13 protein-coding genes are annotated in these 17949 nt (G+C 36.8%); 8 read left to right on the forward strand and 5 right to left on the reverse strand.

Annotated features, from left to right (window positions below):
* Window positions 1-21 precede the first annotated feature (21 nt).
* Together G5B37_RS08985 and G5B37_RS08990 are read left to right on the forward strand one after the other, a co-directional pair.
* Window positions 22-267, forward strand: coding sequence for a hypothetical protein (locus G5B37_RS08985; protein WP_164679706.1), 246 nt, complete (start codon window positions 22-24; stop codon window positions 265-267).
* 151 nt (window positions 268-418) lie between these two features.
* Window positions 419-616 (forward strand): cold-shock protein, encoded by a 198-nt coding sequence (locus G5B37_RS08990; RefSeq protein WP_164679707.1) that lies wholly within the window; start codon window positions 419-421, stop codon window positions 614-616.
* A gap of 119 nt (window positions 617-735) precedes the next feature.
* Here the strand turns inward: G5B37_RS08990 and G5B37_RS08995 are convergent, their stop codons facing one another.
* A complete protein-coding gene (locus tag G5B37_RS08995) occupies window positions 736-1185 on the reverse strand; it encodes a nucleoside deaminase (protein WP_164679708.1) in 450 nt (149 codons plus the stop codon).
* Between the two features lie 157 nt (window positions 1186-1342).
* Between G5B37_RS08995 and dxs the strand changes: the two genes are divergently transcribed.
* Window positions 1343-3121, forward strand: coding sequence for a 1-deoxy-D-xylulose-5-phosphate synthase (gene dxs / locus G5B37_RS09000; RefSeq protein WP_164680916.1), 1779 nt, complete (start codon window positions 1343-1345; stop codon window positions 3119-3121).
* Here the strand turns inward: dxs and dgt are convergent.
* Window positions 3118-4452 (reverse strand): dGTP triphosphohydrolase, encoded by a 1335-nt coding sequence (dgt, locus tag G5B37_RS09005; RefSeq protein ID WP_164680917.1) that lies wholly within the window; start codon window positions 4450-4452, stop codon window positions 3118-3120. The two genes, dxs and dgt, sit on opposite strands and share 4 nt — an antisense overlap.
* Window positions 4453-4723: 271 nt before the next feature.
* On the opposite strand from dgt, the gene G5B37_RS09010 reads away from it, so the two are divergent.
* Complete coding sequence (locus G5B37_RS09010) at window positions 4724-6001, forward strand: hypothetical protein (protein ID WP_164679709.1); 1278 nt, start codon at window positions 4724-4726, stop codon at window positions 5999-6001.
* 90 nt (window positions 6002-6091) lie between these two features.
* Window positions 6092-8914 carry a TonB-dependent receptor gene (locus tag G5B37_RS09015; protein WP_164679710.1) on the forward strand — a complete coding sequence of 941 codons (2823 nt, stop codon included), beginning with the start codon at window positions 6092-6094 and terminating at the stop codon, window positions 8912-8914.
* A gap of 77 nt (window positions 8915-8991) precedes the next feature.
* Here the strand turns inward: G5B37_RS09015 and G5B37_RS09020 are convergent, their stop codons facing one another.
* Complete coding sequence (locus G5B37_RS09020; protein WP_164679711.1) at window positions 8992-9375, reverse strand: toxin-antitoxin system YwqK family antitoxin; 384 nt, start codon at window positions 9373-9375, stop codon at window positions 8992-8994.
* A gap of 416 nt (window positions 9376-9791) precedes the next feature.
* On the opposite strand from G5B37_RS09020, the gene G5B37_RS09025 reads away from it, so the two are divergent.
* From G5B37_RS09025 to G5B37_RS09035, 3 genes are all read left to right on the forward strand, one after another.
* A complete protein-coding gene (locus G5B37_RS09025) occupies window positions 9792-10994 on the forward strand; it encodes a porin (protein WP_164679712.1) in 1203 nt (400 codons plus the stop codon).
* Between the two features lie 78 nt (window positions 10995-11072).
* Window positions 11073-13319 (forward strand): inorganic phosphate transporter, encoded by a 2247-nt coding sequence (locus tag G5B37_RS09030; RefSeq protein ID WP_164680918.1) that lies wholly within the window; start codon window positions 11073-11075, stop codon window positions 13317-13319.
* 135 nt (window positions 13320-13454) lie between these two features.
* Window positions 13455-14162: a DUF6503 family protein gene (locus G5B37_RS09035; protein WP_164679713.1), complete on the forward strand. Its 708-nt coding sequence runs from the start codon at window positions 13455-13457 to the stop codon at window positions 14160-14162.
* 75 nt (window positions 14163-14237) lie between these two features.
* Here the strand turns inward: G5B37_RS09035 and G5B37_RS09040 are convergent, their stop codons facing one another.
* The gene (locus G5B37_RS09040) at window positions 14238-16664 is read right to left on the reverse strand and encodes a ribonucleoside-diphosphate reductase subunit alpha (RefSeq protein WP_164679714.1); all 2427 of its coding nucleotides are present in this window, start codon (window positions 16662-16664) and stop codon (window positions 14238-14240) included.
* A gap of 123 nt (window positions 16665-16787) precedes the next feature.
* Complete coding sequence (locus G5B37_RS09045) at window positions 16788-17765, reverse strand: ribonucleotide-diphosphate reductase subunit beta (RefSeq protein ID WP_164679715.1); 978 nt, start codon at window positions 17763-17765, stop codon at window positions 16788-16790.
* Window positions 17766-17949 lie beyond the last annotated feature (184 nt).

Raw genomic sequence — 17949 nt, forward strand, 5'->3', positions numbered from 1 at the left:
CTTTTAACAAGCATATAAAAAATGCGATTGCTACTCATCATAATCTTTATTTTAATCGCTAGCTCTGTAGCCTTTGGGTTTTATATAAAACCTGAAGATATTAAAACTGGAGAATTTTGTATAGGTATTGGTATTTCAGCATTATTTTTTCTCTGGATGCCATTATTTATATACCATCGCTGGCGAAAACGCAGTTTTAAAGACTATATGTTAACTAAAGAAAATCTCGACAAAATGCGCGAAGAAGGGAAGGACAAAAAACTGTAAAAACTTCATTATTAAGATGTTTCTCGCTTAAAAAGAGCGCCCTAACAAAACGAATCTTCCCGTCCATTTTATGAAAAATTTACAATTTGATTACCTACGGCAGCATAAATAATGTAACTTTGCCGCTTATTAATTATATTTTTTTATTACAATGGAAGGAACAGTAAAATTTTTTAACGAATCAAAAGGTTACGGATTCATCACTAATGATGATACCGGAAAAGACATTTTCGTACACGTAACTGGACTTAATGGCGAAGCCCTTAACGAAGGTGACAAAGTAGAATATGTTGAAGAAGAAGGAAGAAAAGGAATGGTTGCGGGTCAAGTACGCGTAATTCACGACTAAGATATATATTCGTAAAAACCAACCAACAAAATCCCTCAAGTTTAGGCTTGGGGGATTTTTCGTTTTTAATAAGGTGTTTTATTTCTGCTGCTAGGGTGTCAACAACAGATGTTACCTAATTAGTTCAAATTTCTTTTCTCTATAAAAAATTGTTTCAAGAGTTGGGAAGCCTCTGCCGACAAAACACCACCTTCCATCTTTGTTTTTGGATGCAATTTCGTTCCCATCGCAATGCACCCGCGTTGTTCATCTCTTGCGCCATAGACCACTCTAGATAGTTGGCTCCAAAATAATGCCCCTGCACACATCTGGCAAGGTTCTATAGTAACATACAGGGTACAATCAATTAAATATTTGCCGCCTAAAAAATTTGCCGCAGCCGTGATGGCTTGCATTTCGGCATGGGCGGTTACGTCATTTAAAGTTTCCGTTAGGTTATGTGCACGCGCAATAATCTGGTTGTTAACTACCACGATAGCACCTATAGGTATTTCGCCCTGCTCGTAAGCTACCTCAGCTTCTTGCATGGCTTTTTTCATAAAGTAAGTATCGTCAAAAGGTTCTATCACAATTTATAGTTGAGCGTTATACTATTGAATATAATTTTTTTACTTCCCGTTCCAAAAATACAAAATTCAAGTAGCAGAAAGTTCTATAGCATGAATACAAAATAAATTCCATTTTAGAATTCGCAATAATGTCATGAAGCCTCTTATCTTTGTTTCAATGACAAATAATCTGTTACAAACTATTCAATCACCTTTCGATCTTCGGAAACTTCCTAAATCGAAACTCCCTCTATTAACAAGTGAGTTACGGCAATTTATTATCAATGCCGTAGCTACCAAAGAAGGTCATTTAGGCGCAAGTTTGGGAGTGGCAGAATTAACAGTAGCACTACATTACGTTTTTAATACCCCAGAAGATTTGTTGGTTTGGGATGTAGGTCACCAAGCCTATGGTCATAAAATACTTACTGGAAGAAGAGACCTGTTTCATACCAACAGACGCCTTGATGGTATTAGTGGCTTTCCAAAACGAGACGAGAGCGAGTACGACACTTTTGGTGTTGGACACAGCAGCACAGCAATCTCTGCAGCTTTGGGAATGGCAATCGCGGCTCAATTACAAGGTCATAGCCATAAACAACATATTGCTGTTGTTGGAGATGCTTCTATAGCTAGCGGAATGGCCTTTGAGGCTCTAAACCACGCTGGCGTTTCAGACACCAACCTTTTGGTTATACTTAACGACAACGCCATTGGTATTGACCCTAGTGTTGGCGCGTTAAAAAACTACCTAACTCAAGTAAATCTTGACGGCACGCCAGATACCGACACCCTATTTGAAGCCTTAAATTTTAATTATTCGGGACCTATTGACGGACATGATATTTCTGTGCTTATAGACGAATTAGAGCGATTAAAAACTGTTCCTGGGCCCAAATTACTGCATGTAATTACCAAGAAAGGAAAAGGGTTACGCCAAGCAGAAGAAGATCAGGTTAAATATCATGCTCCTGGAAAATTTAATGCAGAAACAGGCGAACTTTTACCGAAATCTACAAAGGCACAACCGCCTAAATTTCAGGATGTCTTTGGCAAAACGTTGGTTGAACTTGCCTCAGAAAACAAGCATATTGTAGGCATTACACCAGCCATGCCTACAGGAAGCTCCTTAAAATTTATGATGGAGGCCTTTCCAGATCGTGCGTTCGATGTGGGTATCGCAGAACAACATGCCGTAACATTTGCAGCAGGTCTTGCCACCCAGGGCATGACAGTTTATTGTAACATTTACGCTACATTTTTACAGCGAGCATACGATCAACTAATTCATGACGTATGCTTACAAAAACTTCCCGTAATTTTTTGTCTTGACCGTGCAGGACTTGTAGGCGAAGATGGGGCTACCCATCACGGTATATTTGATTTAGCATTTTTACGATGTATCCCAAACCTCATCGTTTTTGCACCTCGAAATGAATTAGAACTACGGAATATTTTATTTACCGCTCAACTTGGCTTAGGCTTACCAATTGCCATTCGCTATCCTAGAGGCAGAGGCCATATTTTAGAATGGAAACAACCCTTTAAAAAAATAGAGATTGGTAAAGCACATCTGCTAAAAGAAGGAAACCAAATTGCAATAATTTCTATAGGTACAATTGCAACTAATGTTTCCGAAGCGATAAAAAGTATCGAAGAAACTTCAGAAATTATCATTGCACACTACGACATCAGGTTTTTAAAACCACTAGACGAAATAGTATTGCATAAAATTTTCAGTAGATATAAAAAAATTGTAACAGTAGAAGATGGCGTTAAAAAAGGAGGGTTAGGAAGTGCGATTGTAGAATTTGCTGCAGAAAACGCCTATACGCACCCTATTAAAATTCTTGGAATTCCTGACGATTTCCCCGAACACGGTACAGTAGAAGAATTACAAGAATTGGCCGGAATTTCAATCAATAAAATTAGGCAAGAAATCTATCGCTTAATTTAAAGGTTTCCGTTTATTTTTTGAAATAGCTGCAACGCCTGACCATCGGTAAGCATAGATATATGGTTACAGCAAAACATAAGGTAATTATAGGTTGTTTCAGGAATTTTTAATTCGTTAAAACTTCTTAGCAGTAGCTTGTCATAGTGACGTAATTTGCCATTTGCATTATTTTCAAAAGCAGTAGTATAAGCATCTAATAGCGTTGTTAAAATTTGGTAGCCAGCTAGTTCCTTTTCAACTACTTCTGGGCTTTGGTACACTTTAGAAATACTTTCTTTAATGATATCTGAGATTTGCGCTTGGTATTGACTTTTGTCTAATAACGAAGCTGTAAATTCTCCCTTAAGAATAGCATCTTCATTGTTTACAAAAATGGTTACCGCCTCAGATATTAAGGTATTAATAGCTAAAGATCTTAAATAGGCAAGCCTATCTTTAGTTTGCGATAGCCCAGCGTATTTCTCCTTGTTAAGTCTATCTTTCACTAAGTTGACTAAATACTCTAGGGCAATTTCTTCAGGAATCCAGCCTAGATTGATACCATCTTCAAAGTCTATAATAGTGTAGCAAATATCATCTGCGGCTTCTACCAGAAAACACAGTGGATGTCTATGGTAGCTCAAGTTACCTTTAGTACCACGTTTTATAAGGCCCAAATTTTCGGCTACTTCAGAAAAAAAGGAAGTATCATTTTGGAATACACCAAACTTCTTATCTGCTATATGGTTTGTAGGTTTCTTCGGAAGACTTTCTTTTGGATACTTCATAAAAGCACCAAGGGTAGCAAACGTGAGTCTAAGTCCGCCATCGACACCATTTTTTGTTTCGGTTACAATTTTGAAGCCGTTTGCATTTCCTTCAAAATCTATAAGATCTTGGTATTGTTTTTCAGTTAACGCATCTTTAAATCGTTTTCCATTTCCGTGTAAAAAATAATTACCAATAGCTTTTTCACCACTATGCCCAAAAGGCGGGTTCCCAATATCGTGTGCCAAGGATGCAGCTGCCACGATGGCCCCAAAATCTGTAGATTGAAATCCGTGTACTGTTTTTAAATGAGGATGCTTTTCTAAGATGGCTATGCCTACTTGTCTTCCAAGTGAACGGCCTACAACACTAACCTCTAGGCTATGTGTTAAGCGCGTGTGTACGAAAGAGGTTTTAGAAAGTGGGATTACCTGTGTTTTATCTTGAAGGCTACGAAAAGCTGAAGAGAAGATTACTCGGTCATAATCTACTTCGAAACCCGTACGTGATTCGTTTTCTTCTATTCGTAGTCTCTTTTTTGTATCTCCCTGCTTTTGTAACGAGAGCAGGTCTTCCCATTGCATCATAGTAAACTGTTTTAGACAGTTGCAAGATACCAATTTCTATGCTGTTGAAACTACATAAAACTTCACCTTTTCTTAGAGAATACATAACATAAGATTGCTATATCACGTCGTAGTTTTGGGCTAAATAAAAAATGAAAAGCACATAACATTAAGGTAACACAAACCTTACTTAATACTAAAATAACCATAACATTGAGATAACTAACTCTCATTTTAATGTGAGTTTATTTGCAACGTAAAATTAAATCTAATTACTTAATTCAAAAAAATGAAAAAATTCTTTCTTTCTCAGATTGCTCTTATAGCGCTCTCATTATTTGTTGTTGGATGTAGCAACGATGATAATGAAATAATTCCTGTTGACGATGATCCAGCACCAGTAGATACGGTATTAGCTGGACAAATAACAGAAGACATGACTTTAACAAGTGATGAAATATGGACTTTAGATGGTCGTGTAACAGTTACTTCTGGTGCGACTCTTACTATTGAAGCTGGAACTATTATAAAAGCGTTGCCAGGACAAGAGGCTAATGCTTCAGTTTTAATTATTGCAAGAGGAAGTAAAATTCAAGCAAATGGTACTTCAAGTGCTCCTATTATTTTCACGTCAAGCACAGACAACATTGAGCTAGGGCAAACAGCTGGAACTAACTTATCTCAAAACGACAGAGGTCTTTGGGGAGGAGTAATTATTCTAGGTAATGCAAGAGCTTCTCTATCTGGAGACGCTAGTGAGAATCAAATTGAAGGAATCCCTGCAAGTGACACCAACGGGTTATACGGAGGTACAAACGATGCAGACGATTCTGGATCTTTAAACTATGTATCTATTCGTCATGGTGGAACTTTAATTGGAGACGGTAATGAAATTAACGGTCTTACTTTAGGTGGTGTTGGTTCAGGAACTACAATTTCAAACATTGAAGTGGTAGCAAATGTAGATGACGGTATCGAATGGTTTGGTGGTTCTGTTAACAGTTCTAACTTATTAGTATGGGCTCAAGGAGATGACGGTTTAGATATTGATGAAGCTTATTCAGGAACAATTTCAAATTCTTTAGTAATCGCTGGTGATATTTCTGACCATGGTCTTGAAATAGACGGACCTGCAGGTTCTCTAGAAGGATCTTTTACTATCAATGGGTTAACACTTATTGGAAACACTGTAACAGAAAATGGTGAGTATGCCGACTTTAGAGATGGTGCTATGGGAACTGTTAGCAATGTGTACGCAACAGGTTTTAAAGCTTCTGCCGATGTAGAGTTAGACAACAACGAAGTATCTCAAAATTTCTTAAACGGAGAAATTACCTTCGAAAACTGGGTTTTAAACGGTGCTGACAACACAATATTTGTTGAGAAGGTTGCATGTATTGCAAACTGCGATGATGCAGACGAGACGAACGATGTATTTGAAGACATAATAATTTTAGACCCAACATTCTCTGAAAGAGCTGCTAGCTGGACTACAACTGGAACAAGCGGTGGCGCTAACACAGGAGTATTTGCTTGGACTTTTGCAAGTGCAAAAGGAGCATTCTAATAATATACTAAACTTATATTATTCTATTTCAATTAGCCAACTTGCTCGTCTTGTAAAAACAAGACGAGCTTGTTTACATAATAAACAAATATGAAAAATTTTTTACTATTACTAACTAGCCTTTTCGTTTCACAAGTAATTTTCAGTCAGACAGGGGTCACAGGAACCATTAATGACGGTGAGTTTAACGATGTGCTTCCATTTGCAAATGTTATTATAAAAGACACTAAAAAAGGTACCACATCAGACTTTGAAGGAAAGTACAGTCTAGATTTAGAGCCAGGATCGTATACCTTGGTTTTTTCGTTTGTGGGATATCAAACTACCGAAATAACCGATGTTATTGTTTCAGATGGTCAAATGACTACTACCAATATTACATTACAAGCAAGTGCTGGGCAGCTAGACGAAGTTGTGATTACAACTACAGCTCGTCAGAATACAGAGGCCGCCGTACTTAGTTTTCAAAAGAATTCGGTTAACCTTTTAGACGGACTTTCATTAGAGACTATAAAAAAGACTGGCGCTAGTGATATTGCGAGTGCAGTAAAAAATGTTCCTGGTGTATCTATACAAGGAGGAAAATTTGTTTATGTAAGAGGTTTGGGTGATCGATACACAAAATCTATTTTAAATGGTGTTGACGTGCCAGGTTTAGATCCAGACCGAAATACCTTACAACTTGATATTTTTCCAACGCAGATTCTCGAAAATGTAATTGTAATTAAAGCAGCAACAGCAGACAAACCAGCAGATTTTACAGGTGGTGTAGTAGATATTGTCACAAAAGACATTCCTACAAGAGAAGAATATAGCGTTTCCGTTGGAGCAACGTATAATTCTAATTTTCACTTTAAGGATAGTTATTTAACTTCTGAAACAAGTAATACAGACATACTTGGTTTCGACAATGGATTAAGAGATAATCCATTAAACGCTAACCAAACAGTACCATTACCACAAGAAAATGGCGAGGTAGTTTCAGTAATTACTCAGCGTTTTGAAGAACGTATGGCTGCACAACGAGAAACTAGTTTTTTAGATTTTAATTTTTCAGCAACAGCTGGTAATCAGTACGAAATTGGAGATAAGAAGTTAGGGTATTTGGCTTCATTGTCATACAGAAATGAAACGTCTTATTACGATGAGTACATAAATGGTCAGATTTTTAGAAAAGACGAAGCAGATAAATCGAACTTCGAACTACTTGCAGACCGTACTCAAAATGGAGAGCTAGGAAACAACAATGTTTTAATTAGTGCATTGGCAGGGCTATCGCTAAAATCTGAGAAGTCGAAATACAGATTTAATGTGTTACACGTTCAGAATGGCGAATCTCAAGCTTCTATTTTTAGACAAAGTAATTTTATAATTAGTAGTAATAATGTAATTAAAGATAACCTAATTTACACACAACGTTCTATTACAAATGGTTTAGTAAGCGGAAAACATTCGTTAGGAGATGACAACGATTGGACTGTAGAATGGGCGTTATCACCAACCTTGGCTAAAATTGAAGATAAAGATTTTAGAGTAACCCCGTTTAGAGTATCTACCAATCCTGATACTGGAGAAGAAACCTTTACTATTGAGCCTAGTGAATCTGGTGTGCCTTCAAGATTTTTTAGAGACTTGGAGGAAATTAACCTAGCAGGAAAATTAGATATCGAGAAAAAACACTCCCTGTTTAGTTACGATGCAAAAACAAAGTTTGGAGGAGGCTATACCTTTAAAAACAGGACATTTGAAGTTGTAAAATTCTCTATTCCAGTATTAAACTTCCCTTCAGCATCAATTAATGGTGATCCCGATTTAATTTTAGCAGACGAAAATGTTTATGATCCAGCGACTAACAGTGGTTTTTACATTAGACAAGATTCTAACGACTCAGACTCATACGATTCTGACGTCTCTGTAGCTTCGGGATATGTTTCTGAAGAATTTAAAATAACCGACTGGATTAATGCGGTGGCGGGTGTTCGTTTTGAGCAGTTTAATTTAACATACACTGGAGAAAGACAAGATGGTACAACGTTAAATGCTGCTGAAATTTTAAACAAGGCAGATTTCTTTCCTTCTGTTAACTTAATTTTCGATTTAAACGAAGAAGGAGACAAGAAGATTAGATCGTCTTTTGCTCGTACAACGGCAAGACCGTCATTTAAAGAAGCTTCTTTGGCCGAAATTTTTGATCCAATTAGTAGCACTACTTTTATTGGAAACATAGACCTACAGCCAACCTATATTAATAACTTCGATGTACGATTTGAAAAGTATGGAGAGTCTGGCGACTTTTTTGCATTGAGTGGTTTTTATAAGTCTTTTAAAGACCCAATCGAACTCTCTTTTATTCGAAGAGCTTATGGGCAATACACCCCATTAAATTTAGGTGATGCTTCGGTATTTGGTGGAGAATTTGAAGTGAGAAAAAACCTTGGTTTTATCCGTGGACTAGACAACATCAATTTCAACGTAAACTTTTCACTAATCGAATCTCAACAAGAGTATAGTGAAGACGAAAGAGAAGGAAGATTAGATAATTTAAGAGATGGAGAAACTTTAGATGATACTCGTCAACTTCAAGGGCAGTCTCCTTACCTTTTAAACCTAGGTTTCAATTATGAAGACAATGGCTGGAATGGAGGTCTTTTTTACAACTCACAAGGAAAAACACTTCAAATTGTAGGTGCCGGTGATGTAGCCGACGTATACACATTACCATTTCACAACTTAAAGCTTAACTTATCTAAAAGCTTTGGTGAAAACAGAAACTCAACAATATCATTAAAATTTGAGAACATTTTAGATGATAAAGTTGAAAGCATATACCAATCGTTTGGTGGAGAAGACCAATTGTATTCAAGATGGAGTCCTGGACAGGATATTAGCCTAAGCTATAGTGTTAGGTTTTAAGTTCAAGAAAAAATGAAAGCATAAAAAAAGGGCAGTAAAACTGAGTTTTACTGCCCTTTTTCTCTAAGTAGAAACTTTTATTTATAAGAAACTACTCGAGTATCTGTTGCTTCCCAAGTACTTACCTTGGCTACTTTAGAATTAGCATACGTTACCTCTTTCATAGTATCTCCTTGGTAAAACTTCCAAGTACCTACTTTGTTACCATTATTGTATTGTGCAACAGCGGTTTTATTTCCCAATCTGTCAAAACTAATCCACTCACCCTGTAATTTGTTTTCTTGGTTGTAAAATCCTTTTTGTGCAACAACTCCGTTATCATGGTATAATGTGGCTTGAATAAGTCCATCTACTAACACATATTTGTCTTTTACATCTTTACTACATGTCTTACTACATTGCTGTGCTACTGCTACATTCGCAAATAAACACACTACTAAAAGAGAAAGAATATTTTTCATATTACCAATTTTTAACTTGTTATACACCAAATTTACGAAATAGATAACAATTTTGAAAGGTTCTCGTAACGTTTACATAACATTAAGTTCGTAACTTTCTGTTTTTCAGCCGTTTATTCAATGTTAAATTTTAAAAACTTAACATTGCAAATTCATATTACTTAATACTAACTTAAACTTAGGGTTACAATTAGCCTACATAAATGTATTTATTTTGTTAAGTCGAGAGACGACTACACTTGTACATCGTTTAAGTTTTTGTCAACTAAATGTTACTTGTGTATAGGCTGCCCTTCGGGGTGGCCTTTTTTATTAACAATCGAGCAATGTAAGCAATTCTAAATTTAATCATTACGTAACATTAAATTAACATTCATTACGGTTCTTTGCAGCGACAAAAACTTAGAACGATCGTAATGAAATTGAATTACCTATTAGTGGTAATTGCATTATTATTAATGCACTCTACCGCTGCACAAGAAATTAGCGATACAAAATTTGGCAAAGGCCTCATTAATTTTGTAGCTAAGGACAGTTCCTTTAGTGTGAAATTTGCGCCTCGTATACAAAGCAGATTCAATACTACCTGGAACCATAACGGCGATAGTTATGATGCTGCTGAATATAACTTCTCAATAAGAAGAGCGCGTTTAAAATTTGACGGTTTTGCATATTCTCCAAAATTGAAATATAAACTTGAATTGGGATTATCGAACCGAGATATTTCTGGCGGAAACCAATTTAACCGAAACACTTCTCGAATTATTCTTGACGCTGTAGTGAAGTGGAATTTCTACGAAAATTTCGAACTATGGGCAGGTCAGACAAAATTACCCGGTAACGTAGAACGCGTTGTTTCTTCTGCAAATCTTCAATTAATTGATCGTTCTTTATTAAATAGCCGTTTCAACATAGATCGTGATGTAGGTATTCAAATACGTCATAAAACCAACTTAGGAGGTGATGTTATCATGAAAGAAAAAATTGCCATCTCTCAAGGAGAAGGACGAAACGTCACCCAAGGAAATGAAGGTGGACTGCAATATACGGGTCGTTTAGAGTTTCTACCCTTCGGAGAATTTGCGGCGAAGGGAGATTACAGCCAAGGCGATTTAAAGCGCGAGCAATCCGCAAAATTAATGGTTGGTCTTACATACGATTATAACCAGGACGCGGTTAAAACACGTAGCAATTTAGGTTCGTATATGTTTTTAGAAGATGGCTCTCTCTACGAAACGGACATTACAACCTTCTTTGCAGATGCCATGTTTAAATATAAAGGCTTTGCTTTTATGGGAGAATATGCCCTACGAGATGCGGCAAATCCCATTGCTATTGAAGAGGATGGTACAGAAACAGGCGACATTGTAAGCGTAGGAAACGCCTTAAATACCCAAGTAAGTTATTTATTCAAAACTAATTACGAAATTACAGGAAGATTTACGACATTAGATTTCGACTCAGTTACAGGTAGAAGCCCGCAAGAGCAATACACTGTAGGTTTTTCAAAATATGTGGTAGGACACAAACTAAAAATTCAAGCAGATATAAGCTATACCACCCGTGATGGCAATGAAGATAACATCATGTTGAGAACAGGGTTTGATTTACATTTTTAACAACTAAAGACATAACAATTTGGTAACAAATGGCCTCGTTTAATTTGTGACATTTGCGCCATGGAAGCACTTTTTAATATGGAGAATATTTATTTATTAATGCTAGTAGCGCTGGTGATATTAGCAGTGTTAGATATTATTGTTGGAGTAAGTAATGATGCTATCAACTTTTTGAATTCCGCTATTGGATCAAAAGCAATTTCTATGAGAACCATTATGATTGTGGCAAGTCTCGGTATTTTTATCGGAGCTGTCTACTCTAGCGGACTTATGGAAGTGGCCCGAAAAGGTATTTTTGTGCCAGCCATGTTTACCTTCGATGAAATCATGATGATTTTTATGGCTGTGATGATTACAGACATTCTTTTACTCGATTTCTTTAACACGCTGGGCTTACCAACTTCTACAACAGTTTCTATTGTATTTAACTTATTAGGTGCAGCTATTGTTATCTCTTTAATTAAAATTGGAGCCGCAGACGATAAAACAATTGCAGACATAGGAGAATATATTAACTCTAAGAAAGCGTTTGAAATTATTCGTGGAATATTAATGTCTGTTGTTATTGCCTTTAGTGTTGGAGCTATTGTTCAATGGATTTCAAGGTTCATATTTACCTTTCAAAACGAAAAGAAAATCAAATCGTTTGGAGCTATTTTTGGTGGAATAGCACTTACCGCTATTACTTATTTTATCTTTTTAAAAGGCCTTAAAGGAACTCCAGCCTATAGCGATATGAAAGAGTCTATAGAAGGTAATGAGGTTATTATAATTGCCATTGCCTTTGTGGCTTGGACCTTACTTTCTTATTTATTTGAAAAGATATTCAAGAAAACAATTCTTTTAGTTGTTATTGCCGTTGGTACATTCGGATTAGCATTGGCTTTTTCAGGGAACGATTTAGTAAACTTTATTGGTGTACCCATGGCAGCCTATCACTCGTATGAAGCTTGGAGTGCATCTGGGGTTGATCCTTCTCTTTTTACTATGGAAGTTCTTAACAGCAAAATGCCTGCTGAACCTTTCCTTCTATTTATTGCTGGAGGTATTATGGTGGTTACGTTGTGGCTTTCTAAAAAGGCGAAAACAGTGGCTGAAACAGAAATTAGTCTGTCACGTCAGGGAGAAACACATGAAAAGTTTCAACCAAATATGCTTTCTAGAGTTATTGTAAAAGGAGCGACCTATCTCTCTAGTGGTGTTAGTTATTTACTTCCAGAAAGCACAAAAGGTAAGCTTGAATCTCGATTCAAAAAAACCGAAATCAAAGTACTGAATAAAGATCAAAACGCCAACGCACCAGCATTCGATATGATTCGTGCTTCTGTAAACCTAATGGTAGCAGGTATTTTGATTTCTATTGCCACAACCATGAAATTACCGTTATCTACAACATACGTAACTTTTATGGTGGCAATGGGTACATCTCTTGCAGATAAGGCGTGGGGACGAGAAAGTGCTGTTTATCGCGTAGCCGGTGTGCTAAATGTAATTGGAGGATGGTTTATGACAGCCATCGGAGCATTAATCGCTGCAGGAACTGTGGTTTTCTTAATAAACTGGAACAAGGAAGTTATGATTCCTATCCTTTTATTGCTTACGGCAATTCTACTATTAAGAAACTATCTTTCACATAAGAAAAAAGCAAATATATCTTTAGACCCAAGTAAACTTAAGAAGAACGAAAGTAGTACTGTACAAGGTATAATTTCTGAAAGTGCAGAAAACATTACAAATGTAATTTCTCGCACTAATAAAATTTATACAATTGTCTTGAAAGGTCTTGCTAAAGAAGACTCTTCTGCACTCAAGAAAGGAAGAAAACAAGTAGATAAGCTAGATGCTGAAATTGAGGAACTACGTGATAATATTTTCTATCTCATTAAAAACTTAGATGAAACGAGTGTACGAGGAAGTAATTTCTACATCACAATCTTAGCCTTTCTTACAGATATCTCACAGTCGTTAGATTTTATTGCTAAAAGAAGCTACAAGCATATTAGCAACAACCATAAGAAATTAAAATTCAGTCAGACCAAAGATCTTCAAGAAATAGATCAAACGTTAAGTTCGGTTTTGGAAGAAATTGAAGAGATTTTTAATAGTCGCAAGTTTGAACGAATTAGTTTTGTATTAACAAGAAAACCTGAATTAGAAGCAATGCTTTCAGAAAAAATTCAGAAGCAAATAGATCGTACTCGAAGTGAAGAATCCAGTCCTAAAAATACAACCTTGTATTTCAACATTCTACTGGAAACAAAAGACCTTACTACAGGCATCATGAACCTGATGGAAGAGTATTACTCTAGTTACAAACGCGAGTAAGAACGAGTATCGACCCTCTTTTAAACCCCATACAACCTATATTGTATGGGGTTTTGTGTTTTCAGAGACCTCGCCCACTTACAACAAACTTCTTACAGAATAGTTACCTATCTTTAACTACTTAAACTACAACTCATGAAATTTTACATTGTATTATTTATTCTTCTTACGGCAACTGCTAAAGGTGTTTTTGCCCAAAAATTAACCGCATCCCAAGTACTAGAAAGGGCTATTGCTTATCATGACCCAAGCAACAACTGGGAAACGTTTAATGATACGTTTCAGGTTACAATGACTACCGAAAACAATGCAGACAGGGTAAGCAACATAACCATAAATCTACCCAAAGAATATTTCAGCGTAACAGCAACGCGCGATGGCGTAGAAACCTTTTTTACCTTAGATAAGGAAAAGTGTACCACAAGCAGTAAAGACTCGGTAACGGACAAAGGAGCAAGAACCCCGTGCGAAACAGCTACGCTTTATAAAAACTATTACACCTACCTCTACGGTCTTCCTATGAAATTGAAAGATCCTGGTACAAACCTTTCTCCAAAAGTAGAGCGGGTTACCTTTAAAGGCAAAGAATACCTAAAGCTAAAGGCAACGTATGATGAAGCCGTAGGTAGCGATGTATGGTTTTTTTATTTCAACCCAAAAACTTATGCCATGGAGGTGTATCAATTCTTTAAGGGAGACCCTACTGGTGCTGGTAAGGATACGGGTGAATACATTCTACTTTCCGAAGAAAGTACTGTTGGCGGTATTATAATGCCAAAAATACGGGCGTGGTATTACAATAAAGAAGATAAGTATTTAGGTTCCGATACGATTACCAACTAAAAAAAGGGAACCCAACAAGGTTCCCTTTTCTAATTAACACTTATAAAAATCCTTTTCAGGAGGAGTATGTAGGTATTAAGACCCACACATTAAACAATCTTCATCATTTTCAGCCTCTTTAGACTGCTGCAACAGCGTTTTTAATTCTTTTGCAGTTAACGGTTTGTCGTTTACAGCCTTCGTAGCTGTTACTGTTGTAGCTTCTGCCACAGCAGGCTCAGGTTGTTCTTTACTATCATTTTTCAACGTAAATTTAATAGCATCTACTGCACTCTTCGTACGCAAGTAATACATCCCTGTTTTTAAGCCGCTCTTCCATGCGTAAAAGTGCATAGAAGTCAGTTTTGCCATGTTCGCGTTTTCCATAAATAGGTTAAGCGATTGTGACTGGTCTATAAAATATCCTCTATGGCGAGACATGTCTATAATGTCTTTCATACTTAGTTCCCAAACTGTTTTGTACAGCTCTTTTAAGTCTTGTGGAATATTGTCTACGTCCTGAATAGACCCATTAGCACGCATGATTTCTTCTTTTAAATCGTCGTTCCATAGACCTAATTCTACCAAGTCTTCCAACAAATGTTTGTTTACAACAATAAATTCACCACTTAACACACGTCTTGTATAAATGTTAGAAGTGTACGGCTCAAAAGCTTCGTTGTTTCCTAAAATTTGTGAGGTAGATGCTGTTGGCATTGGCGCCACTAGCAGTGAGTTACGCACTCCATGTTTCTTCACATCTTTACGCAGTTTCCCCCAGTCCCATCGGCCGCTTAGTTCTTCGTCTTTAATATTCCATAGGTTGTGTTGAAAGAGTCCTTCGGAAATCGGCGAACCTTTGTAAGACTCGTAAGGCCCATCTACTTTGGCTTCTTCCATAGAAGCGGTTACTGCTGCAAAATAGAGTGTTTCAAAAATTTCTTGATTCACTTTTTTAGCCTCATCACAAGTAAATGGCAAACGCATTTTAATGAACGTATCTGCCAACCCTTGAATTCCTAATCCTACTGGTCTATGACGGAAATTAGAGTTCTCTGCTTCTTTTACTGGGTAGTAATTACGATCTATAACTCTGTTTAAGTTTTTGGTAACGCGTTTGGTTACTTTAAACAATTCTTTATGATCAAATTCTCTATTTTTCACAAACATAGGTAACGCAATAGAAGCTAAGTTACATACAGCCACTTCGTCTGGAGATGTATACTCCATAATTTCTGTACATAAGTTAGACGAACGAATGGTTCCTAAATTTTTCTGGTTGCTCTTACGGTTTGCTGCATCTTTGTACAACATGTAAGGCGTTCCTGTTTCAATTTGAGATTCTAATATTTTCTCCCACAGCTCACGGGCTCTAATTGTTTTTCTTCCTTTGTCTTCGGCTTCATATTTAAGGTACATGGCTTCAAATTCTTCGCTATGCACATCGCATAAGCCAGGACATTCGTTCGGGCACATGAGGGTCCACTCCCCATCTTCCTGTACACGCTTCATGAACAAATCTGAAATCCACATAGCGTAAAACAAATCACGAGCGCGCATTTCTTCTTTTCCGTGGTTCTTCTTTAGGTCTAAGAAATCCATAATGTCTGCATGCCATGTTTCCATGTAGATGGCAAAAGAACCTTTACGTTTTCCGCCTCCTTGGTCTACATAACGCGCTGTGTCATTAAATACACGTAGCATTGGCACAATACCATTTGATGTACCATTAGTACCTGCAATGTACGATCCGGTTGCACGAATGTTATGAATAGACAATCCGATACCTCCAGCAGATTGTGAAATTTTAGCAGTTTGTTTTAGAGTATCGTAAATACCGTCTATACTATCGTCTTTCATGGTAAGCAAGAAACATGAAGACATTTGAGGTTTTGGGGTACCACTATTAAAAAGTGTTGGGGTAGCGTGCGTAAAGTACTTTTTAGACATTAATTCGTAGGTCTCTTTAGCCGCTGCTAAATCGGTTGGGTGAATTCCAACAGAAACACGCATTAGCATATGCTGCGGACGCTCAACAATTTGCCCATTAAGCTTTAATAGATACGAACGTTCTAAGGTTTTAAAACCGAAATAGTCATACCCAAAATCTCGGTTATAGATAATGGTAGAATCTAATTCTTCTGCATTATCCATAATTACTTTATGCACCTCATCACTAAGCAAAGGAGCTTTCTTTCCTGTACGCGGATTTACATATTCGTACAGGTCTGTCATCACTTCTGAAAATGACTTCTTTGTGTTTTTATGTAGGTTCGAGACCGAAATTCTAGCGGCAAGACGTGCATAATCTGGGTGTGAGGTCGTCATGGTAGCTGCAATTTCTGCGGCCAAATTATCCAACTCACTTGTAGTTACGCCATCGTAAAGACCTTCTATTACGCGCATAGCGACCTTTACTGGGTCTACTAATTCGTTTAGGCCGTAGCACAATTTTCGAACACGCGAAGTGATCTTGTCAAACATAATGGGCTCTTTGCGGCCGTCTCTTTTTACTACATTCATTGTTCTTGCTTTTGAGGTTTTATTTTTATTCTGAAAAAGGATGCTTGTGCGTGTTTGTTAAAACACACATTATCAGCAATTTGTTTATGAAAAGCCGCCCTTTGGGGACCAGGCGGAACTTTTCTAAAAATCTGCGTCGAAACTAATTTTATTCGATTCTTTGTCTTTGTTGGTAACACCAGCTTTTTGATATTCAGAAACGCGTTTCTCAAAGAAATTCGTTTTTCCTTGTAGGGAAATCATATCCATAAAGTCGAATGGATTGCTAGTATTATATTCTTTCTCGCATTGTAATTCTACCAAAAGTCTGTCTGTAACAAACTCTAGGTATTGTGTCATAAGTTTCGAGTTCATACCAATTAAACTTGCCGGAAGAGATTCTGTAATAAATTCTCTTTCAATGTTTAAAGCATCAACAATAATTTCACGAATGCGGTCCTTAGGTACTTTATTTACTAAATGGTGGTTGTGTAAATGCACAGCAAAATCGCAATGCACTCCTTCATCTCTAGAGATAAGCTCATTAGAGAAGGTTAGTCCAGGCATTAGGCCTCTCTTCTTTAACCAGAATATAGAACAGAACGCACCAGAAAAGAAAATTCCTTCTACTGCAGCAAAGGCGATAAGACGTTCGGCAAAACTCGGACTATCAATCCATTTTAATGCCCAATCTGCTTTTTTCTTAATTGCAGGGAACGTTTCAATTGCGTTAAACAATTTGTCTTTTTCTGTTTCGTCCTTTACATAAGTATCAATAAGTAATGAGTAGGTTTCAGAATGAATATTCTCCATCATTATCTGGAAACCATAGAAGAATTTTGCTTCAGAATACTGAACTTCATTTACAAAATTTTCGGCTAGATTCTCATTAACAATCCCATCACTTGCAGCAAAAAATGCTAAAATATGTTTAATAAAATAACGCTCATCGTCATTCAATTTTTGCGTCCAATCTGTTAAATCTTGGTGCAAATCAATTTCTTCTGCCGTCCAAAAACTAGCCTCAGATTTTTTGTACCATTCCCAAATGTCATGATGTTGAATTGGAAAAATTACAAATCTGTCTTTGTTTTCTTCTAAAATGGGTTCTACTGCGCTCATTGTCCTTCGTTTTTATTTTTTGGAAAAATCTCCCGCTACTAGGGACTAACAAATATGAAAAAAAATGCTTCGAAAATCGTAGGAATCGACAGTTGGTTTTCAACAAAGTTTTCAACATATGCGTTTTGAAAGTGTTATTATAGTTTTGTTAAAACTGCTTGTTAACTATCTGTTTTTTAGTTGA

Source organism: Rasiella rasia, from assembly GCF_011044175.1.
Classification (GTDB): Bacteria; Bacteroidota; Bacteroidia; order Flavobacteriales; family Flavobacteriaceae; genus Marinirhabdus; species Marinirhabdus rasia.